The 21597-nt window shown below is 39.4% G+C and carries 12 protein-coding genes and 5 pseudogenes; 14 read left to right on the forward strand and 3 right to left on the reverse strand.

All coding sequences use genetic code 11. The features are described 5' to 3' along the window. The first annotated feature begins 300 nt into the window (after positions 1-300). From JCM1039_RS07950 to JCM1039_RS07965, 4 genes and pseudogenes are all read left to right on the forward strand, one after another. Positions 301-1311, forward strand: a complete 1011-nt coding sequence (locus tag JCM1039_RS07950; RefSeq protein ID WP_025015349.1) for a mannose/fructose/sorbose PTS transporter subunit IIA — start codon at positions 301-303, stop codon at positions 1309-1311. Between the two features lie 18 nt (positions 1312-1329). Then, positions 1330-2141, forward strand: a pseudogene (locus JCM1039_RS11250) (PTS mannose/fructose/sorbose transporter subunit IIC). 28 nt (positions 2142-2169) lie between these two features. Then, positions 2170-3090, forward strand: a complete 921-nt coding sequence (locus tag JCM1039_RS07960; RefSeq protein ID WP_025015350.1) for a PTS system mannose/fructose/sorbose family transporter subunit IID — start codon at positions 2170-2172, stop codon at positions 3088-3090. Positions 3091-3096: 6 nt separating this feature from the next. Next, complete coding sequence (locus JCM1039_RS07965) at positions 3097-3465, forward strand: DUF956 family protein (RefSeq protein ID WP_025006440.1); 369 nt, start codon at positions 3097-3099, stop codon at positions 3463-3465. Positions 3466-3507: 42 nt separating this feature from the next. On the opposite strand, the gene JCM1039_RS07970 is transcribed toward JCM1039_RS07965, so the two are convergent. Beyond that, a complete protein-coding gene (locus tag JCM1039_RS07970; RefSeq protein WP_025015351.1) occupies positions 3508-4389 on the reverse strand; it encodes a LysR family transcriptional regulator in 882 nt (293 codons plus the stop codon). A 106-nt stretch (positions 4390-4495) separates the two neighbouring features. Here JCM1039_RS07970 and JCM1039_RS11255 point away from each other — a divergent pair. Beyond that, a pseudogene (locus JCM1039_RS11255) lies at positions 4496-5013 on the forward strand (DapH/DapD/GlmU-related protein). A gap of 27 nt (positions 5014-5040) precedes the next feature. On the opposite strand, the gene JCM1039_RS07980 reads toward JCM1039_RS11255, so the two are convergent. Beyond that, positions 5041-6414, reverse strand: coding sequence for an amino acid permease (locus JCM1039_RS07980; protein ID WP_025015352.1), 1374 nt, complete (start codon positions 6412-6414; stop codon positions 5041-5043). Positions 6415-6724: 310 nt separating this feature from the next. Here JCM1039_RS07980 and adhE point away from each other — a divergent pair. The 6 genes and pseudogenes from adhE to JCM1039_RS11275 all read left to right on the forward strand — a co-directional run bounded on the left by adhE (position 6725) and on the right by JCM1039_RS11275 (position 14237). Continuing rightward, positions 6725-9351, forward strand: a pseudogene (gene adhE, locus JCM1039_RS11260) (bifunctional acetaldehyde-CoA/alcohol dehydrogenase). A gap of 189 nt (positions 9352-9540) precedes the next feature. Then, complete coding sequence (gene glmS, locus JCM1039_RS07990; protein WP_025015353.1) at positions 9541-11352, forward strand: glutamine--fructose-6-phosphate transaminase (isomerizing); 1812 nt, start codon at positions 9541-9543, stop codon at positions 11350-11352. 324 nt (positions 11353-11676) lie between these two features. Continuing rightward, complete coding sequence (locus JCM1039_RS07995) at positions 11677-12870, forward strand: acetate/propionate family kinase (protein WP_025015354.1); 1194 nt, start codon at positions 11677-11679, stop codon at positions 12868-12870. A 102-nt stretch (positions 12871-12972) separates the two neighbouring features. Beyond that, positions 12973-13502 (forward strand): annotated as a pseudogene (locus tag JCM1039_RS12450) (carboxymuconolactone decarboxylase family protein); the annotation flags it as partial. Further along, positions 13479-13679 (forward strand): P8 family protein, encoded by a 201-nt coding sequence (locus JCM1039_RS12330; protein WP_034533171.1) that lies wholly within the window; start codon positions 13479-13481, stop codon positions 13677-13679. The pseudogene JCM1039_RS12450 and the gene JCM1039_RS12330, both read left to right, overlap by 24 nt. A 145-nt stretch (positions 13680-13824) precedes the next feature. Beyond that, positions 13825-14237, forward strand: a pseudogene (locus JCM1039_RS11275) (bis(5'-nucleosyl)-tetraphosphatase). Between the two features lie 74 nt (positions 14238-14311). Here JCM1039_RS11275 and JCM1039_RS08015 read toward each other — a convergent pair. Then, the gene (locus tag JCM1039_RS08015; RefSeq protein WP_025015356.1) at positions 14312-15970 is read right to left on the reverse strand and encodes a phosphoenolpyruvate carboxykinase (ATP); all 1659 of its coding nucleotides are present in this window, start codon (positions 15968-15970) and stop codon (positions 14312-14314) included. 213 nt (positions 15971-16183) lie between these two features. Here JCM1039_RS08015 and JCM1039_RS08020 point away from each other — a divergent pair, with 213 nt between their 5' ends. From JCM1039_RS08020 to JCM1039_RS08030, 3 genes are read left to right on the forward strand one after another with little or no spacing between them, the layout of a single operon-like run. Continuing rightward, positions 16184-18016, forward strand: coding sequence for a TerB N- and C- terminal domain-containing protein (locus tag JCM1039_RS08020; RefSeq protein WP_025015357.1), 1833 nt, complete (start codon positions 16184-16186; stop codon positions 18014-18016). Positions 18017-18020: 4 nt separating this feature from the next. After that, a complete protein-coding gene (locus JCM1039_RS08025) occupies positions 18021-19346 on the forward strand; it encodes an ATP-binding protein (RefSeq protein ID WP_025015358.1) in 1326 nt (441 codons plus the stop codon). A gap of 11 nt (positions 19347-19357) precedes the next feature. Next, a complete protein-coding gene (locus JCM1039_RS08030) occupies positions 19358-21589 on the forward strand; it encodes a DEAD/DEAH box helicase (RefSeq protein ID WP_025015359.1) in 2232 nt (743 codons plus the stop codon). Positions 21590-21597: the final 8 nt, after the last annotated feature.

The following is a 21597-nucleotide window of genomic DNA, read 5'->3' on the forward strand; positions in this document are numbered from 1 at the left end:
ATCTACTCTTTTTCTTTAAACTTTTTTAGTATAAATTTCATTAGTTGGATATGTTAGATAATAAACAAACACCTATTTTAATATGTAGAAAAAACAAAAAAACACGTACTCAAAAGCCACTTAAGTACGTGTTTTTTCTTTGGACCAATTAATTAAAAAAGTCTTGGGACACAAGGGTTTTGCTAATGTGTGGAACAAACCATCACTTTATGAAATTATTTTCAAAAAATACTTTGTTAAAGACATAATTTATCGTATAATAAAAGCGGATTCATTTTTTGATCTAGAGGAGGAAATTACATGGTAGGAATTGTTTTAGCCAGCCATGGTGGCTTCGCTGATGGTATTGCACAATCTGCGCAAATGCTTTTCGGCGAACAAAATAATTTTGCTCATGTTATCTTAAAGCCTGACGAAGGCCCAGATGACATTCGTGGCAAGATGGAAAAAGCAATTGCTTCATTTGATAGCCAAGATGAAGTTTTGTTCTTGGTTGACCTATGGGGCGGTACTCCATTTAACCAAGCTAACGGACTTGTTGAAAAGCATGACAAGTGGGCAATTGTAGCTGGTATGAATTTACCAATGGTTGTTCAAGCATTAACTGAACGTATGATGGATGCTAATGCTACTGCACGTCAAATCGCAACAAAGGTTGTTGAACCTGCTAAGGATGGTATCAAGACTAAGCCATCTGACTTAATGCCAAAGACCGCTGCTCCTGCAGCAGCTGCTGACAAGGGTTCAGCTAAAAGCGGCGCAAAGTCAATCCCAGAAGGTACTGTAATCGGTGACGGTCATATTAAGTACGTTTTGGCAAGAATTGACTCACGTTTACTTCACGGTCAGGTTGCTACTGGTTGGATTCCAGCAATGAAACCAGATCGAGTAATTGTTGTTTCAGACAGTGTTGCTAAGGACGATTTGCGTAAGAGTATGATTCGTGAAGCTGCACCAGCAGGTGTTAAGGCTCACACTGTTCCACTTAAGAAGATGGAAGAAATCGCAAAGGATCCAAGATTTGGTAACACACACGCACTTCTTTTGTTTGAAAATCCAGAAGATGTTTTAAGAGCTATCAAGGGCGGTATTAATCTTAAGGATATCAACGTTGGTTCAATGTCATACAAGGAAGGCGACGTTAACGCCAACAACGTATTGTCAATGAACCAAGAAGACGTTGATACTTTCCGTGAACTTGAAAAGATGGGCGTTAAGTTTGATGTTAGAAAGGTTCCTTCAGATGCTCCAGGTAACATGGATGCTATCTTGAAGAAGGCTCAAAACTTACTTGACGAACAAAAGAAATAATTAATTAGGAGTAAATAAATGAACGCTATACAAATGATTTTGGTAGTGGTTGTTGCCTTTCTTGCAGGTATGGAAGGTATCTTGGATGAATGGCAATTCCACCAACCATTAGTTGCATGTACTTTGATCGGTTTAGTTACCGGTCACCTGGACTTAGGTGTTATTTTGGGTGGTCAATTACAAATGATCGCCTTAGGTTGGGCAAACATTGGTGCCGCTGTTGCACCAGATGCCGCTTTGGCTTCAGTAGCTTCAGCTATTATCTTGGTTGAAGGTGGTCAAGGTACTGCTGGTATCGGTACTGCTACTGGTATCGCTATTCCTTTGGCTGTTGCTGGTTTGTTCTTAACTATGATCGTACGTACTATCTCAACTGCTATCGTTCACATCATGGACGCACAAGCTAAGAAGGGTAACTGGCGTATGATCAACCTATGGCAATGGATTGCTGTATGTTTGCAAGGTTTGAGAATTGCTATCCCAGCTGCATTACTTTTGGCTATCCCAGCAAGCACTGTTAGAGGTTGGCTTGCAATGATGCTCAATGGTTATCAGCTGGTATGACCATCGGTGGTGGTATGGTTGTTGCTGTAGGTTACGCTATGGTTATCAACATGATGGCAAGTAAAGAAGTATGGCCATTCTTCGCAATTGGTTTCGCTTTAGCTGCTATCAAGGACTTAACTTTGATCGCCCTTGGTGCTATCGGTCTTTCAATGGCTTTGATGTACTTAGCTCTTGAAGCTAAGGGTGGCAACGGCTCAGGTTCAAACAACTCTGGCGATGCCGGTACCGGCGATCCACTCGGCGATATCATTGATGATTATTAAAATGAACGCATAGAGGAGGATTTAAATAATGGCTGATAAGAAAATTAAATTAACCAAACGTGACCGTTTTAACGTTATGTGGCACTCACAATTCCTTCAAGGTTCATGGAACTACGAAAGAATGCAGAACGGTGGTTACGCATACTCAATGATTCCAGCATTGAGAAAGTTATACCCAGACAAGAAAGATTTGTCTGCCGCTTTACAAAGACACTTAGTATTCTTTAACACTCACCCATACTTAGCTTCACCAGTTCTTGGTGTTACCTTGGCTTTGGAAGAAGATAAAGCTAACGGTGCTCCTGTTACTGACGACGCTATCCAAGGTGTTAAGGTTGGTATGATGGGACCTTTGGCCGGTGTTGGTGACCCTGTATTCTGGTACACTGTTCGTCCAATTGTTGGTGCCTTAGGTGCATCAATGGCCATTTCAGGTAACATCATGGGACCTATCTTGTTCTTCGTTATCTGGAACGTAATCAGAATTGCCTTCTTATGGTACACACAAGAATTTGGTTACAAGGCTGGTTCAGCTATCACTAACGACATGTCAGGTGGTATGCTTCAAAAAGTTACCCGTGGTGCTTCAATGATGGGTATGTTCGTCTTGGGTGCCTTGATTGAACGTTGGGTAAACATCAAGTTTACTCCAATTGTTTCTCAAACCCCTATCCAAAAGGGTGGTTACATTGAATGGGATAAGATTCCAGCAGGTGCCAAAGGTATTAGAGAAGTTCTTACTCAATGGAACATGGGTAATGGTAAGTCTTTGAGCAGTACCAAAGTTACTACTTTGCAAGACAACTTGGACTCATTGATTCCAGGTTTAGCTGGTCTTCTTTTGACATTCTTCTGTATGTGGTTATTGAAGAAGAAGGTTTCACCAATCTGGATCATCATCGGTATCTTCGTTATCGGTGTTCTATTCCACGTATGGGGCATTCTTTAATAAAAAATGGCTAAATCAATTAACACAAGAGTCGATCTAACCGTTGATGGTACCTGGTTTAGAGGTATTGCATCCTATGGAAAAATTATGATCGGCGATAAAGCTTTTGAATTTTATAATGAGCGAAATGTTGAAGATTATGTTCAAATTCCATGGAAAGAAGTAACTTATGTAGTTGCGGATGTTCATTTTAATGGACGTTATATTCCACGTTTTGAAATTAGAACTAAATCTAATGGTAAATTTATCTTCGCTGCGCGTGATCCTAAAAAGGTATTGCGTGCAATAAGAAAATACGTACCTGCTGACCATATGCGTAAAGCATTAAGTATGTGGCAACAAATTAAGCAACGTTTTACTCGTAAGAAAAAATAAAGCAAACTAAAAATCCCAAGGTCGAATGGCCTTGGGATTTTTTTAGTCATCAGCAATAGAAGCTTGCAATCTATTTAAGAATAATTCGGCAACGGGTGATAAGTTAGTCTCATGTTTCCAGATAACCGTGATTGGTTCACTTAAAGCTGGCGATATTGGCCTAAATGTTAAACCCGATTCGCTAGAAGTATTAGCAATTTTATCTAGTGTTAACATCACAGCCGCATTGTTTTTAACTAGTAAAGTTCCGTTAAAGCTTAGGTTGACCGTTCCGATGAAATTGACGTCGTCTTTGTAATTGCCAAGCCAATTATCGAAATAGTGCATCGTGTCAGCCTGTTGAGAATTTAAGACGGTTCTGTCAACCAGATCAGCTGGAGTAATTGTCTTCTTTTTAGCTAGAGGATCATCCTTGGTCATTAATACGCCCCATACGTCTCGTTCTGGCAGCTGAATGGAAGCATAGTTGGAAAGGTTAACGTCACCAATGATAGCCGCAAAATCAACTGTGCCGATGTTTAATTTCTTCTCAGCGAATTCATAATCACCACTTAAAATATGAATTTTAACTGTCGGGTAGTCTTGGATAATGTTGCTGACGATATTCATCAGTCTTTGCATACCAACACTTTCGCCGGCAGCAATAGTTAAATCACCACTGATTACAGCTGATGATTGCAGGTTGCTCTTAGTTTTGGCAGTTAAAGCTAAAATTTCTTTTGCTTGCTCTAATAAATATTGTCCTGAAGGTGTCAGAGTTAAATGGCGTGGTTGGCGGTTGAATAACTTGACCCCTAATTCGTCTTCCAAATCCGCAATCTGGCGTGATAAAGCAGGCTGAGAAACTAATAATTTCTGTGCCGCTTTCGTCATGTTTAACTCTTGCGCTGTGGCAACGAAATAATTTAAAACTCTTAATTCCATATTTTCACCATAAATAAAAGTTATTATACGTGATACTTAATAAGTTTTTTACATTACTTACTTTAACTTTTAAACTAAAAATGAGCAAGAAAAGGAGTAGCAGATTATGAAGACCCAAGATAAAGAACTTATTCAAGAAATTTTCGAACAAAATCAGCGCTTGTTACAGAACTTGAACACGCAGCGTCATTATGAATGTGAAGCGCGGCAATTAATCAGTGAAATCACAGGACAAAAAATCCCCAAGAGTACAGAAATTAGATTTCCATTTTACACGGATTACGGCCACAACATCAAAATAGGTGAGTGTGTCTTTATCAACTCGAATGTGATGATGGTTGACTTAGGCGGAATTACCATTGAGGACGATGTTTTAATTGGACCGGGTGCATATCTTCTTTCCGTTAACCACGGTTTAAAACCTAAACAAAGAAAAGAGTTTGAATTAAAGCCAGTACTTATTAAGAAAAATGCCTGGATTGTGCTAGAGCTACTATTTGTCCAGGCGTAATTGTGGGTGAAAATGCTGTAATAGCTGCTGGAGCAGTGGTTACTAAGGATGTGCCGAGAAACACAGTAATTGCTGGCGTACCTGCAAAAATTATCAAAAAAATAGACGAATAAAAAAACGCAACATTGTCGCGTCTTTTTTTAAGCTTCTTTTTTGTCACTCCAGAGTTTAGAGATTAAGTACAAGATGAGGAAGGTAACGATAGCTGAAATCATTGGGATGCGGTAGCTTGGCAAGATTAAAAGTAAGATGATCATTAAAACAAAGAATAATAAAATCAAATAATCAACATAAGGAAAGCCAGGCATCTTAAAATCGCTTAGTTCATTTTCAGGTGTTTTTCTTCTGTAAGCAATGTGAGTTAAAACCATTAAGCACCAAATGATTAAGAACATACTTGTTGAAGTAGATGAAATAAAGTTAAAGGCTTGATCGCCGATAATCAAGGTAATCAGTGGTGCGCAGGCCATAAATAATGCTGACAAAATTAAAGCATTTTGTGGCAACTGCCGTCTAGATAGGTGACCAAAAGTTTGATTCCACTTGCCTTTGCCGTGGAAAGTAACGGAGAACAAAAGTCGTCCCGCACTGTATAAAAAACTATTGGTAGATGAAACCGCCGCAGAAATTACAACGAAGTTAATGATTAAACTCGCATTTCTAATTCCCGTAGCTCCAAGTGCTTGAACAAATGGACTGGAGTTAGTTGCTACTTTTGACCAAGGAATTACTAACAAAATTCCTAAAATTGCCATGACATAGAATAAAATAATTCGAACTGGCAATTGGTTGACCGCACGCTTTAAAGTGGTTTCTGGATTTTGTGCTTCCGCAGCAGTTAAACCGATCAATTCAACACCGATGAAACTGAAGATAACCATTTGGAAGCCTTGCCAGAATCCTTTTGTGCCTCTTGCAAAGAATCCGCCGTGATCTTCTAAGTTTACAAAGGCAACCGATCCAAATGAGGTCTTGCCGCCTGTGACCAGCAAGTAAATAATCAATAAAACGAAAACCACGATCGTGACGATTTTGATAATAGCAAAACTAAATTCAAGGTTACCGAAAACTCGTGCCGAGATTAAATTGATGATTAATAAAACGGCGATTGTGATGATTCCGGGAATCCAGGGTTTCAGTGTTGGAAACCAATATTTGAAATAGATTCCTAAGGCGGTTGTTTCCGCCATGCCTAACGTAATCCAACTGATCCAGTACAAGTACCCAGTAATAAAGCCGATGTTTTTACCAAGATATTGTTCAATAAAATCAATGTAAGTGTGTTTGTGCAAGTCGGACATGATCAGCTCGCCTAGCGCCCGCATCAATAAAAAGAGAAAAATACCAACAATGATGTAGATTAAAATGACACTAGGGCCAGCGCGGTGAATACTATCACCAACACCTAGGAAAAGTCCGGTTCCGATTGTCCCGCCTAAAGCAATCAGCTGTATGTGTGCGTTGCTTAGGGTTCGCTTATAACCGGAATCGGTTTGCGATTTTTTATCATTCATATAAGTCCCCCATGTTTTCAGTTTTTTCATATATACTTAATATTTTATCATTGTAGCGAAACTGCACCAGATAAAGTAGACAATTTTTAGAAAATATAAAAAACTGATGCTTTTTAATAAGTTTGCTAATTCACAAACAAGCAATATAGCAAGCGTTTTCATTTAAGTTATAGCTGAAACCTAGGGCCATTAAATACCTTGCTCACTAGAAAATGTACGGATTTCATGCATTTACTTTTAAAGTTATTGTGCTATAGTTGAAATTGTAAATTAGTTCACAAGAATTAGTAGATCTTAGAGGTAAGAAAATATGGCTAAGACACAACAAAAAGAGACTCTTACAGAGGAACAAAAGAAAAAGCAAATCTACGACATGGTAGACAATTTAGTAAAGAAATCACATGTCGCTTTAGATGAAATGGCCAACTTCACACAAGAACAAGTTGATAAGATCTGTGAAGCAGTTGCTACTGCAGGTGAACAAAATGCTTACCCATTAGCAAAGATGGCTGTTGAAGAAACCAAGCGTGGTGTGGTAGAAGACAAGACTACCAAGAACATGTACGCTAGTGAAAACATTTGGAACAGTTTACGTCACGAAAAAACTGTTGGTGTTATTGACGAAGATAAAGAATTAGGTTTAACCAAAATTGCTGAGCCTAAGGGTGTTATCGCTGGTGTTACTCCAGTAACTAACCCAACTTCAACTGTTATCTTCAAAGCTATGCTTGCTTTAAAGACAAGAAACACTATCATCTTCGGTTTCCACCCACAAGCTCAAAAGAGTTGTGTAGAAACTGGTAAGATTATTCAAGCTGCTGCTGTTGCTGCAGGTGCTCCAAAAGACGCAATTCAATGGATTGAAGAACCAAGTTTGGATGCAACCACTGATTTGATGAACAACCCAGGTGTTCAAACTATTTTGGCAACTGGTGGTCCTGGCATGGTTAAGGCTGCTTACTCATCAGGTAAACCTGCTATCGGTGTTGGCCCTGGTAACGGTCCATCTTACATTGAAAAGTCAGCTAACATCGACCGTGCTGTTTATGACATCGTTTTATCAAAGACCTTCGACAATGGTATGGTTTGTGCTTCAGAAAACTCAGTTGTTGTAGACGACGAGATTTACGACAAGGTTGTTGATGAATTCAAGAAGTGGAACTGCTACTTCTTAAACAAAGAAGAAATTAAGAAGTTCGAAGAACACTTCATCGATCCAAGACGTGGTACTGTTGCAGGTCCTGTAGCTGGTAAATCAGCTTACGAAATTGCTAAGCTTTGTGGTGTTGATGTACCAAAGAACACCAAGGTAATCGTTGCTGAATACAACGGTGTTGGTAGAAAGTTCCCACTTTCAGCTGAAAAGCTTTCACCAGTATTTACTTTGTACCGTGCTAAGAACCATGATGATGCCTTCAGAATTTGTTCTGAACTTCTTGATTACGGTGGTCGTGGTCACACCGCTGGTCTTCATTCAAGCGACAAGAAGATCATTGATGAATTCGCAATGAAGATGGATGCTTGCCGTATCTTGGTTAACTCACCAGCTGCCCTCGGTGGTATCGGTGACCTTTACAACAACATGTTACCATCACTTACTTTAGGTACTGGTTCTTACGGTGCCAACACCTTCTCACACAACATTGGTGCTAAGGACTTGCTTAACATCAAAACAGTTGCTATGCGTCGCGACAACATGCAATGGGTAAAGGTTCCTTCTAAGACCTACTTCGAACACAACGCAGCTAACTACTTACGTCACATGCCAAACGTAAATCGTTTCTTCATCGTTACTGATGAAGGTGTTGCTGATCAAGCTTTGCTGATGAAATTACTGACATCATTTCAAAGCGCCGTGGCCAAAAGGAATACGAAGTATTCAAGGCTGTAACTCTTGATCCTAACACTGACGTAATTAAAGACGGTGTTCACAGAATGAACATCTTCAAGCCAGACGTTGTGATTGCTATCGGTGGTGGTTCAGTAATGGACGCTGCTAAGGCAATGCGTTTGTTCTACGAAAACCCAGAAATGAGTTTTGAGGAAGCTTACCAAAAGTTTTTGGACATCAGAAAAAGAGTAGTTCGCTTTCCAAAGATTAACGGCGTTCAACTTGTATGTATCCCAACTACTTCAGGTACTGGTTCAGAAGTTTCACCAATTGCTATCATTAGCGATGCTAAGACTGGTATTAAGCACACTCTTTGTGACTATGCTTTAACTCCAGATGTTTCAATCGTTGATGACCAATTCGTACAAACTTTACCAAAGCGTTTGATCGCTTGGTCAGGTTTTGAATCATTAGGCCACGCAATTGAAAGTTATGTTTCAACTATGGCTACTGACTTCACTCGTGGTTGGTCACTTGAAGCTATCAAGACTATCTTCGCTAACTTGAAGAAGTCATACGATGGCGACCTTGACGCAAGAAAGCAGATGCATGATGCCGCAACTATTGCAGGTATGGCATACTCAAACGCCTTCCTTGGCCTTGAACACTCAATCGCTCACACCGTTGGATCAACCTTCGATATTCCAAGTGGCGTAAGTGATGCAATTGCTTTACCACAAGTTATCCGCTTCAACTCAAAGCGTCCTGAAAAACTTGCTATGTGGCCTCACTACTCAGTTTACCGTGCTGAAAGTGACTACGCCGACATTGCTAGAGCAATCGGTTTGACTGGTTCAAGCGATGACGAATTAGTTGAAAAGCTTGTTCAAAAGATCATCGACTTGGCTGAATCAGTTGGCATCAAGATGGCTTACAAGGGCTACGGTGTTGACAAGGCTGAATTCGACAAGAAAGTTGACGAATTAGCTGTTGAAGCATACGGTGACCAGAACACTGTAACCAATCCATCAGCTCCGCTTATTAGCCAGATCGTTCAATTAATGAAAGATTGCTATGAAGGCAAGGGTATTGTTGATAACAAATAGAAAATAATACTATAAAGAACAGTTATCAGAAGATAATTCTGATAACTGTTTTTTTTAGTTAAGAGGTATTATACCAATTTCACAAATAATTACTTGACCACTTTAGCTAAAAAGACTATTATTGCTATTGTAGCAATAAAAACAAACTAGTCCATTATCAAATATTGAACTAGACCAAAGGAGAAAAATATGTGTGGAATTGTTGGAGTTGTAGGTAAGTCTGCAAGAGATATTATTTTAAATGGATTAACTAACTTGGAATACCGTGGCTACGATTCAGCTGGTATTTACTTAAATGATCAAAATGGTCATGAATACTTAACTAAGGCCGTTGGCCGTATTTCAAACTTAAAAGAAAAGTTGACTCCAGATGAACAAGGTTTAGTTGGTATTGGTCATACTCGTTGGGCAACCCACGGTAAGCCAACTGTTGACAATGCTCACCCTCACTTTGACGAAACCAAGCGCTTCTATTTAGTTCATAACGGTGTAATTGAAAACTATGCTGAATTGAAGAAAAAATATTTACAAGGTGTTAAATTCCACTCAGATACTGATACTGAAGCTGTTGTTCAATTAGTTGGAAAGATTGCTCGTGACAAGAACTTAGATGGCTTTTCAGCATTCAAGGAAGCCCTAAAGCTGGTTAAGGGTTCATATGCCTTCTTATTGATTGACAATACTGAACCAGATCACGTATTTATTGCTAAGAATAAATCACCAATGATGCTTGGTATTGGCGATGGCTTTAATATTATCGCTTCAGACGCTATTTCAGTTCTTGATCAAACTAAGACCTTCGTTGACTTACAAGATGGTGACGTTGGTGACATTACTAAGGATTCATACACTATTGAAACTGTTGATGGTAAGAAAGTAGACCGTGAACCTCACGTTTTGAACATCGATCCAAACGCCGCTTCAAAGGGTGCCTATGAATTCTACATGTTAAAAGAAATTGACGAACAACCTGGCGTAATGCGTCACATTTCTCAAGATTATTTGGATGAGAATAATGGTACCAAGGTTGATCCTAAGATTGTTGATGCAGTTGCTCAAAGTGACAGAATATATATTTTAGCTGCCGGAACTAGTTACCATGCTGGTTTAGTAGGTAAACAATTATTTGAAAAGTATTCTGATGTTCCAGTTGAAGTTGGTCTTGCATCTGAATTTGGTTACCATTTCCCTAAATTGTCTAAGAAGCCATTCTTCATCTTCTTAAGTCAATCCGGTGAAACTGCTGACTCAAGAGTAGTTTTAAAGCAAGTTAATGAACGTCATTTACCAAGTTTGACCATGACAAATGTTGAAGGCTCAACTCTTTCAAGAGAAGCAACCTACACCATGCTTTTAGAGGCTGGTCCAGAAATTGCAGTTGCTTCAACTAAGGCCTACACTGCTCAAATTGCTGTTCAAGCTGTCTTGGCTAAAGCCGTTGGTGAAAAGAAGGGCGTTCAAGAAGCCAAGGACTTTAACTTGAAGCACCAATTAGCTTTGGCAGCCGAAGGGATGCAACAATTAGTTGATGGTAAGGAACATATTGATGACTTGGCTAAGAAATACTTGGCTGACACTCGTAACGCTTTCTATATTGGCCGTGGTATCGATTATGCGGTTGCACTTGAAGGTGCATTAAAATTAAAAGAAGTTTCTTACATTCAAACTGAAGGTTTTGCTGCTGCTGAATTGAAGCATGGTACAATTGCTTTAATTGAAAAGGATACACCAGTTATTGCTTTAATCAATGATCCAGCTACTGCTGATTTAACTCGTGGTAACATTCGCGAAGTTGAAGCTCGTGGTGCGAACGTAATGGTCTTTGCTGGTAAGAAATTTGCTCAAGAAGGCGACGATGTAGTCTTACCTGATATTGATTACTGCTTATCACCATTGTTGACAATTATTCCAGCACAACTTCTTGCATACTACGCATCTAAGAACAAGGGCTTAGATGTTGATAAGCCTCGTAACTTAGCTAAGAGTGTAACGGTTGAATAGTTAAATAATTTAATTGTTGAAAAGAAGACAGATTAAGTTCTGTCTTCTTTTTATATTGTCATTTGTTACAAATTGAACAATTTTGCCGATTATTTTTAAATATTTCAAAAAATAGGTAATAAATTTATATTTACTAAATAATTATAAAAATAGACTGCTTTAATTGTAATAAATATCCAAATATATTGGTGTATCGGTAATTATGACTAGTTTAGTTTATTACAAATTAGGGAAAAGCATTTCAAATGGGGGATGAAAGAGCTATACTAATAAATGAAAATGCACTTGTGAAGAATATAACTAATAAATTGGGGGATTTTGTTAATGAAGAAAATTCTGGCAATAAATTCAGGCAGTTCATCATTTAAATTCAAATTATTCTCTTTGCCTGATGAAAAGGTAGTGGCATTCGGTATGTCTGATCGTGTCGGCTTACCTGGGGCTAGCTTTAAGATTGCCTTGCAAGATGGCAATGAACATATTGAACATGTTGAGGTCCCTGATCAAGAAGCTGCAGTAAGTCTACTGCTTAAAGCTTTAAAGAAATATCACGTTGTTGAAGACTTAAACGAAATTGTTGGCGTAGGACACCGTGTAGTGAGCGGTGGCGAAATCTTTAAAGACTCTACTGTAGTTGATCAAAAGGTTTTACAAAAGATCAAGGACTTGTCTAATTTTGCACCATTGCATAATCCAGCAGAAGCACGCGGAATCGAAGCATTTATGCATGTTTTGCCTAAGGTGCCACAGGTTGCCGTGTTTGATACTTCTTTCCATCAAACGCTGGATCCTGTTCATTATTTATACTCAATTCCTTATGACTACTACAAGGAATACGGTGCACGTAAATATGGTGCTCATGGCACATCTGTCCACTATGTAACTTTAGAAGCCGCTAAGATGATGAAGAAGGATCTGAAAGAACTTAAATTGATTACCTGCCACTTAGGTTCTGGCTCATCAATCACTGCAGTTAAGAATGGTAAGTCATATGACACCTCAATGGGCTTCAGTCCACTTTCTGGGATCACCATGGGTACTCGTTCAGGCGACATCGATCCATCGCTTTTGCAACATTTGATGCATGAGACCGGCATTTCAATGGATAAGATGATCAATATTTTGAATAAAAAATCTGGTTTACTTGGCATTTCAGGCATTTCACCAGATATGCGCGATTTGAAATACAACAAGAATCCACGTGCAGTCCTTGCTCGTAAGATCTTCCTTAACCGGATTGTCCGCTATATTGGTGCATATATTGCTGAAATGGGCGGTGTCGATGGTATCGTGCTTACTGCTGGCGTTGGTGAGGGCGACGTAGGCATGCGTCAAGCAATTATGGATGCCTTTAAGTACATGGGCGTAAAACCTGACTACGAAGCTAATAAGGCCAATGGCCAAAAGTTTATCACTAAGCCAAACTCTTCAATTCAATTTATGGTAATTCCTACTAACGAGGAATTAATGATTGCCCGTGATGTAATGCGTCTTACCAAGTGTGCGGCTTTAGTATAAGTACAAGTTATTCCTAAGAATAAAAATTAAATATTTTTCTTTAATGCAAAAACGGTTTTAAATAGAAGATGAAGATAATCGTTTTTTAGAGAGGAAGATAATATATCAATTAAAAAAGATGTACAAACTGCACATGCAAACTTATTAGAAAAAACAGATCCTGAAGCCTTAGAAAGAATTAATCACTTTGCTTTTGATGAAGTACAAGCAGATGTTGATTTGCCAGACAGAACTAAGATGCTTTCTACTTTGGCATATCTGATGGGGATACAAGGAATCGATGAATACAAGGTTATGCTTCCTGTAGCCCTTGATAACTGTGTTAGCCCAGTAGAAGCTAAAGAAGTTTTGTACCAAGCAGTTGACTACTTAGGTTTAGGCAGAGTATTCCCATTCTTTAAAGCAACTAACGACGTATTAGCCGCACGTGGCGTAGAAATGCCTCTTCCTGGTCAAGCAACCACTACCATGGATAAAATCGTCTTGAAAAAGGTGAAGAGACTCAAATCCGCTTATTTGGACCTCAAATGAAGGAATTCTCTAAGAAGGGTACTATTAACAAGTGGTTAGTTGATAACTGTTTCGGCGACTACTACACCAGAAAAGGTTTGGACGATAAAGATCGTGAAATGGACCAAGTTTTTGATTGGGCAAAGGACAGCCACATGCCTATTCGTGACGCTATCTGGGACCACGAAATGGAAGCTAATGGCCATGACACCATGAAGACTGAAAAAGCTGTTGAATGGATCCTTAAAGCTAGAGATGATGAAGTTAAGGATTACTGCGAAAAGAACTTGAAGAAGTAACTAAAAGATTCTATTAATTAAATAATTTCGTTGCACATAAGGTGACCAAGTCAATTAGGTTTGGTCATTTTTTTGATCCTAATTTCTTGCCTTTCATTAATAAATATTTAATAATTGTTTTAATTATAAAGGTTGGGTGACAAAGATGAAGATGGAACATTCTGCAGGCGCAGTTATTTATAGAAAACGCGAAGATGGTAAGTTAGAGTATTTAATTGTACAAAGCGTAGTAAATCATAACTGGGGCTTTCCTAAAGGACACCTGGAAGACAATGAATCGCATAAAGAAGCTGCTAAACGAGAAGTCTTTGAAGAAGTAGGCCTAAAGCAGAATTTGATTTCAACTTTATGCGTAAGGAAAAATATATGCTAACAGAGAAGAAAGCTAAAACTGTTACATATTATCTGGCCAAGTACGTTGCAGGACAAAAGGTAGCTAAGCAAAAAGAAGAGATCTTAGCAGACAAGTGGGTTACTTTTAAAGAAGCTAAAAAGTATCTAACAGAACATGGCAAGATGGACGTACTAAGAGCCACGCGAGATTACATTAAGCAATAAAAAATACGAGAGCATTAAGCTCTCGTATTTTCGTCATTAAGAAATCTTATTTAATTATATGAAACATTTCCTAATTAGCTCAATTCTTTGATGATAGCTTCCAAAGTCTTTTTAGCCTCATCTTGGATTGGAGTTTCTGGGTGTTCTTCATCGTACTTGTTGAGCCAGTTCAAACGATCTTGCATTCTCTTGGCCAAGGTCTTTTGGTATTCTGGGTCTTCAAGGTGAACTTCGTAACCGTCAATTGGTAAGTAGCTTACACCCTTGAAGTTACCGAATGGCTTGAAGTCGCTATCCTTAATGTTGCCGTTAGCCAAGTCTTCGATTAACTTCTTAGTAACTTCCTTTGGAATATCCTTACCCATGAATGCGTCAGTGTTCAAGCTGTAGCAACTAGCGCCACGCTTAGTGAACAATTCCTTGAAGTCTGTGTAGTCGCCTGATACAGGGTATGCACGGAATGGGTCTGCGAATGGTTCGATAACCAAAGTGTTCATATCGAAGCCCTTTGGCAAGTTTTCAGCGGAAGTTCTCTTGGTTGCTAAAGTACAACCCATAGTAGTTGCCAATACTGGGTCATCGATCTTGATGATTGGAGGTAATGAACCGTCCTTCATGATCCAGAACAAAGCAGTAATTGGTGACTTTTCAAAGTCTACACGGTGAGGACTAGTGTAACGGGTCTTGATAACACGACCGTTGTTGTTACGTAAGTCTTCAGTAACGATAACCTTCTTGCCGTTTTCGTCAAGAGTTACATCACAGTTCATAATAGTGGTGTAGTACTTAGTTTCGTGGTGACCTGCTGGGTAGTCGTGAGTCTTGTCGAAGTATGAAGGCTCAAGAGCTACTGATGAACCATCTTCACGTGAAATGATGAATGCATCGTCGTGCAATACAGTGATGTCGTATTTACCATCGTACATTTCGTGAGTTAAAGTTGACTTACCTGAACCTGACAAGCCGTAGAATGCGAAGGTCTTGTCGTCTTTGTCGTTGAAGTGGAATGACTTTTCACCACCGTGACATGCAGTGTAGCCGTGACGGTGAGCAATAGCCCAAGCTAAAGTCAAGGTACCCTTCTTAAGTTCACCGAAGTAACGAAGGTGAAATACAGCGGCACAGTTATGAGGAGCGTCAAATACGCCTAAACCCTTAGGGTAATCTTCATCTTGAACATTTGGATCGAAGTAGAAGTAGATGTCTGGTTCGTTGTAGAACTTGGACTTTGCGTACATCTTTTCAGCTTCTTCGTCAAAGAAGTGGAAGTTCAAAATGTATGAAAGTAAGTTGAAGGCTTGGTCTTCTGGCATCATGATGTGGGCCTTAACAGTGAATGATGGGTCAAGACCTACCAAAACAGTAGCCTTTAAGTACTTTTGATCGTGACCTTTGTAAATGTCTTCACGTAAATTACCGTTTAAGGCTTCTGCATCTTCGTTAGGATTGTCAACAAAGTGACGTGCACTAGCAGTTCTACCTAAGATCTTACCATGGTTGTAAATCAATTGGGTTGCGCCGTAAGGTAAGCCTAATTCCTTGGTGTGAAGGATTGGTAAGTCAGTAACGATAACACCTGATTGTTTCTTAGCTAAATTGTAAGCTTCAGCAACACTGGTTACTTCGTGTACGTTGTTGCCATAAAATGCACTTTCGATTGTTGCACGGGTGCGGCTAAACATAGGATTTGCTTTTCTAAGTTCATCTTGAGAATAACGTTCTTTTGTACTCATATTAAGATTTTTCCTCTCTAGGAAGCTTATTAAAACGCTTTCATTAATTTACATCACCTATGATAACATAAAAGTTTGTTAATAACCACACAAATGTCAAAATATAGATTTTATGAAAAGCAGAAACTTATACTTATGCCCGAGTTTACTAGGAGACTGCGTGTTTAAAAAATGTTATAATTAGAACACACGTACGCAAGAAAGGAAGGCAAAATGGATTCGAATCAGCTGTTTAAATACGTCTATGCAAAATATGGCCTTAAGTTTGAACCAATTATTCCAGGTTCGACTGAGACTTATGTGCTCATGTCGCCAGTAGATAGCGGATATTTTGCCATGCTTTCGCGTATCAAGATCAACGAAGAAATAAGAGCTGTCCTTGACTTAAAATGTGGTGACTTTTCAGGCACCATCCGCGATTTACCAGGTTTTACTGATTCAGTTAGAATCAAAGACGCAGCTTGGGTAGGTGCTGTTTTAGGAAACAACGATAGTTTAGTCAAAAAGGCACTCGATTATGCCTTTAAGCTAGCGATGAACGGCAAGCAGGTTAATGTCGTGCAGGACCAATATTTTTATATTCCACCTGATGATGTGGAAGAAAAGTACAAAGCCCAGCCAATTAAGCCACGCAAGAATTTGCAAAAGCAGGCCGATCCAGATATTCCGGATAAAATTAGACAGATGCTCAAACTGTATGATTACAGTCTTTTGCCGCAAAAAGGTAGAGCCAAGAATTTTTATGTGCAAGCACGTTTTATGGCGGACTATGAGGATAATTATGCAGAATATTTTGCCTTTAAACGCTTTTATCCGACCTACCACGACATGAATATCGGTCAGTTGCGCAGTTATTTTACTTGGCGGAGTAAATTGCGCAAGGGCGATTATCAGAAGACGAGTATGTCGTATGCGTTTGTATATCTTTATGAATTACTGAACAATGTCGGCGTGAATCCACAAGAAGGCTATGACAAGCTGCTTGATTTTAAGCACAACTATGTGGAAAAGTATGATTTGGCGATGGAACCTTATCTGAATGATTGGCTAAAAGACTATGTTTTGTACTACCAATTAGGACAAGACGAGATCGATAATTGTTTTGTCCAAGAAATTAAAGAAGACCATGACTATCTGATTTTGCTTCATCCCGAAGATTATTCGACTGAGAAATTAGCCGCTGTTTTTGCAAATAGATCATCATATTGGAACACTTCCAAGGTGATTAAGCAGAATCAGGCTAAATTTACCAAGCTTTTAAAATGCGTGTGGCGGGAATTGCTAGATGCTAAAAAGTTTGGCATTGCTTATTACAGCGCCTTTGTGGCTAAGCCGCAGGTTAAGCAGCAAGATGTATTTTTAGGCAGTGTTTTTTATAATCGGGAAAAGAAAATTCCCACCCAAATGGTTGATGCCGCAAGAAAATATGTCTTTATGAATGGCACTTGGCAAATTCATTTTGATGAGCCGGTGAAAAAGCAGAAGACCAATTTAAATACTTTTTTGCATGAATTGGACCGCATTGCCCGTGAGAAGTTAAAGCTGGGGCGTCCAATCAAGCCACGTTTTATCGATCAAGCGGTGTTAAAGGCGATTGACGCTGGCATTGCTGTTTATCAAGAACAACAAGAAAAAGCCAAGATTGATCAGATTAAGATTGATTTCTCTGACTTGGATAAAATTCGTGCTAATGCTTCGGTAACACGCGATAGCCTGTTAACCGATGAAGAAAAAGAATTAGAGCAGGAAGAACAAAAGCAAGTAGAGCAGAAAAAAGAGATTGAGAAACCAGCAGAAGTTAAGACAGATAATGAATATGGTCTCGATAAAAATGAGATGTTCTTGCTTATTTCTTTAATTAAAAATCAGCCGTGGCAAGATTACGTTAAGAAAAATCATTTGATGGTATCGATTCTGGCTGATAGCATCAACGAAAAGCTGTTTGACGAAATTGGCGATAATGTCATCGAATTTGATGAAGATAATCAACCACAAATTATTGAAGATTATAAAGAAGATTTAGAAGATATATTTTTGAAGGGATAAAAATATGCCGCAAAAAAGAAGAGTACCTAAGAGAATTGCCCAAACCGTATTGAATTCGCTCAAAGGTGGGGTAGTGCCACGAATTGGTTTGCCTTATATCACAGTTGGACGTAAAGCTGAAATTGAAGCACTTTTACACGATGTCGACGTGATTCAAGAAGGCGGTGCTAGTTTCCGCTTTATCGTTGGACGTTATGGTTCCGGTAAAAGTTTTTTGTTACAAACGATCCGTAACTATGTCATGGATAGAAATTTCGTTGTAGTTGATGGCGACCTTTCTCCAGAAAGACGTCTGCAAGGTTCCAAAGGTCAGGGGCTTGCTACATATCGTGAACTAATTCAGAATTTATCTACAAAGACTAGACCAGAAGGCGGCGCTTTAACGTTAATCCTAGATCGCTGGATCAATTCGGTTCAAACTCAAGTAGCTAGCGAAGGAATTTCTAGTGATGATCCTAAGTTTGAAGCAGCAGTTGATCAGAAAATTTATGGCGTCATTTCATCATTAAATGAATTGGTCCATGGTTTTGACTTTGCCAAGCTTTTGAACATGTATTACCACGCTTATATGAGTGGTGATGATGAGACTAAGGCCAAAGTCATCAAGTGGTTTAGAGGTGAATATAGTCACAAGACCGAAGCTAAGAAAGAACTAGGCGTTGATATTATCATCTCTGACAGCGACTGGTACGAATACTTGAAACTATTTGCGACCTTCTTTAGACAAGCTGGTTATGCTGGTTTGATGATCATGATCGATGAACTTGTTAATATTTACAAGGTTCCAAATGCCATCAGCCGTCAGTACAACTATGAAAAGATTTTGACTATGTACAACGATACCTTGCAGGGCAAAGCAAAGTACTTAGGCATTATTATGTGTGGTACGCCACAAGCAGTTGAAGACCGTCGTCGCGGAGTTTATTCATACGAAGCTTTACGCAGTCGACTTGCTTCAGGCAAATTCGCTCAAGAAGGAGCACGTGATATGTATGCGCCAGTAATTAAGCTTGAACCATTAACCGCTGAAGAAATGTTGATTTTGACTGAAAAACTAGCTGACATGCATGCCAATTTGTACGGTTATGAGCGTACGATTACTGATGATGATTTGGCTCAATTTATCAAGATTGAATATGCCCGTGTTGGAGCGGATACCAATATCACGCCACGTGAAATTATTCGTGACTTTATTGAGCTGCTCGACATTGTTTGGCAGAATCCTGATAGAAAGATCACTGATCTGCTTAACTCGAATCAATTCAGCTATACCAAGTCAGAGGCTGTTTCGGATAATGCGGAAAAGGATTATACCGAATTTAAGATTTAAGGAAATGAACTATGGACGTTTTTTCACATTATGCGCCATTTATTCAAGATTATATCTATGAACATGGCTGGAAAAGTGTAAGACCAATTCAGGTTGCGGCGGCCGAAGAAATTTTTAACACCGATCATAATGTGCTATTGTCGGCTTCGACCGCGTCAGGCAAAACTGAAGCAGCCTTTTTCCCGATCTTGTCGGAAATTTATAATGAGCCAGAAGATTCAGTAAAAGTTCTGTATATTGCGCCACTTAAGGCTTTGATCAACGATCAATACGATCGTCTGACAGACTTATGCACAGATGTGGATATTCCAGTTTGGCGCTGGCATGGGGATGTAGCTCAAACACAAAAGCGCAAGCTACTCAAGCATCCTTCAGGTATTTTGCAGATTACGCCGGAATCGCTTGAAAGCTTTATGATCAATAAGCACATGGATATTCCGCGTCTTTTTGGTGGTCTAAAATATATTGTGGTTGATGAACTTCATTCATTCCTTAGAAGTGATCGTGGTGGACAAACATTTTGTTTAATTGAGCGTTTATCAAAACTAGCTAATGTAAATCCACGGAGAATAGGCCTTTCGGCTACTGTTGGTAATTTAGAAGATGCCAGCAAGTTTTTGGGTGCTGGTTCAAACAGAAAAACTGTTACACCAAGGGTACAAAATGAACCACAGATTTGGCATTTATCTATGGAACATTTTTATAAAACAGATCCACAAGCAAGTTCCAGGGACTTTGATCCGAGCCAAATCGAACCGAAAACTGATAAGGCACCAGAATTAGCTGACCCAGGAATTGGCTATATTTTTGAGCATACTCGTGGTAAAAAGTGTCTTGTTTTTACCAATAGTCGTGAAGAATGTGAAGCTGTTTGTCAGGAGCTCAGAGCATATTGTGCCTATAATCATGAGCCAGACCGCTTCATTATTCACCATGGTAATTTGTCTCCAGCCTTGCGTGAAACTGCAGAAGCCGCAATGAAAGATGATGATGTCTACATGACGACTTGTGCAACAGCTACGCTGGAACTTGGAATTGATATTGGCAAACTAGAATCTGTTTTTCAGATTGACGCGCCATTTACTGTGTCTGGCTTTTTACAAAGAATGGGCCGGACAGGGCGCCGCAGTAATCCACCAGAGATGCACTTTGTCATGCGCGAAGAACACCCTGAATCAAGAGCGATGTTGCCAGAACTGATTCCGTGGCCGCTACTTCAAGGGATTGCCTTGGTACAACTGTATGCGGAAGAAAAATGGGTGGAGCCACCTGAACCTAACCGTTTGCCATATAGTTTGCTCTATCATCAGACGATGAGTACGCTGGCTTCAAGCGGTGAAATGACGCCAGCTGAGCTTGCTTCACGGGTGTTAACTCTGTCATATTTTCACAACGTGAGCCAAGAAGATTATCGCGTTTTGCTCAAACACTTGCTTAAAACAGGTCACATTGAGTGGACTGAAAATGGTGGTCTGATGGTTGGTCTTGCCGGTGAACGAGTTGTGAATAACTTTAAATTTTACGCAGTTTTCCAAGAAAACGAGGAATTCAGTGTTCACGCTGGCAGCGAAGAATTAGGTACGATCGTTAAGCCACCTCCTGTAGGAGACAAGATTGCGATTGCTGGACGTGTATGGGTTGTCGAAGACGTGGATATCAAGCGTCATCAAGTATATTGCCATGAAGTAAAGGGTAGAATTCCTGCCTACTTTGGGGATGTACCTGGAGATATTCAACCTAAAATTTTACAGAGAATGAAAAAGGTACTTGCAGAAAAGACGATGTATCCATATTTGATGCAAAATGGTAAAGCTCGCTTGACGCAAGCTAGAGACACCGCTGCTTTAGCTGGTCTGCCAAAGAAAAATTTGATCAAGCTGGGCGGTAATATGTGGTGTCTTTTTCCATGGACTGGGACTTATGCATTTTTGGCACTAGAGCGATTAATTCGAATTAAGTGCGGTAAAAAGTTAAATATCCGTGGCTTTAATTCATCTAGACCATACTTCATGTATTTTGCCATGGATGCTGATGAGCATGACTTCTGGCGCATTTTAGGCGAAGAAGCTGATAAAGACTTTGATCCGCTTGATCTGGTTTATCCAAACGAAGTACCAGGAATCGACAAGTACGATCAATATTTGCCAAAGAAACTACTTAGAAAAGAATTTGCCTACAGTATTCTTGATATTAAAGAAATGAAACGCTGCGTTAAGCAAATGGTCGAAGACCATTTGGTATAATTGTTAAT

Origin of the sequence: Lactobacillus kitasatonis DSM 16761 = JCM 1039 (genome assembly GCF_000615285.1) — a bacterium.
GTDB lineage: Bacteria > Bacillota > Bacilli > Lactobacillales > Lactobacillaceae > Lactobacillus > Lactobacillus kitasatonis.

Bases quoted from the DNA above. Each gene is read 5' to 3' on its own strand.
- JCM1039_RS08015 (WP_025015356.1), bottom strand. From the start codon at position 15,970: ATGAGTACAAAAGAACGTTATTCTCAAGATGAACTTAGAAAAGCAAAT.
- JCM1039_RS08030 (WP_025015359.1), top strand. From the start codon at position 19,358: ATGGACGTTTTTTCACATTATGCGCCATTTATTCAAGATTATATCTAT.
- glmS (WP_025015353.1), top strand. From the start codon at position 9,541: ATGTGTGGAATTGTTGGAGTTGTAGGTAAGTCTGCAAGAGATATTATT.
- JCM1039_RS07960 (WP_025015350.1), top strand. From the start codon at position 2,170: ATGGCTGATAAGAAAATTAAATTAACCAAACGTGACCGTTTTAACGTT.
- JCM1039_RS07980 (WP_025015352.1), bottom strand. From the start codon at position 6,414: ATGAATGATAAAAAATCGCAAACCGATTCCGGTTATAAGCGAACCCTA.
- JCM1039_RS08025 (WP_025015358.1), top strand. From the start codon at position 18,021: ATGCCGCAAAAAAGAAGAGTACCTAAGAGAATTGCCCAAACCGTATTG.
- JCM1039_RS07950 (WP_025015349.1), top strand. From the start codon at position 301: ATGGTAGGAATTGTTTTAGCCAGCCATGGTGGCTTCGCTGATGGTATT.
- JCM1039_RS07965 (WP_025006440.1), top strand. From the start codon at position 3,097: ATGGCTAAATCAATTAACACAAGAGTCGATCTAACCGTTGATGGTACC.
- JCM1039_RS08020 (WP_025015357.1), top strand. From the start codon at position 16,184: ATGGATTCGAATCAGCTGTTTAAATACGTCTATGCAAAATATGGCCTT.
- JCM1039_RS07970 (WP_025015351.1), bottom strand. From the start codon at position 4,389: ATGGAATTAAGAGTTTTAAATTATTTCGTTGCCACAGCGCAAGAGTTA.
- JCM1039_RS07995 (WP_025015354.1), top strand. From the start codon at position 11,677: ATGAAGAAAATTCTGGCAATAAATTCAGGCAGTTCATCATTTAAATTC.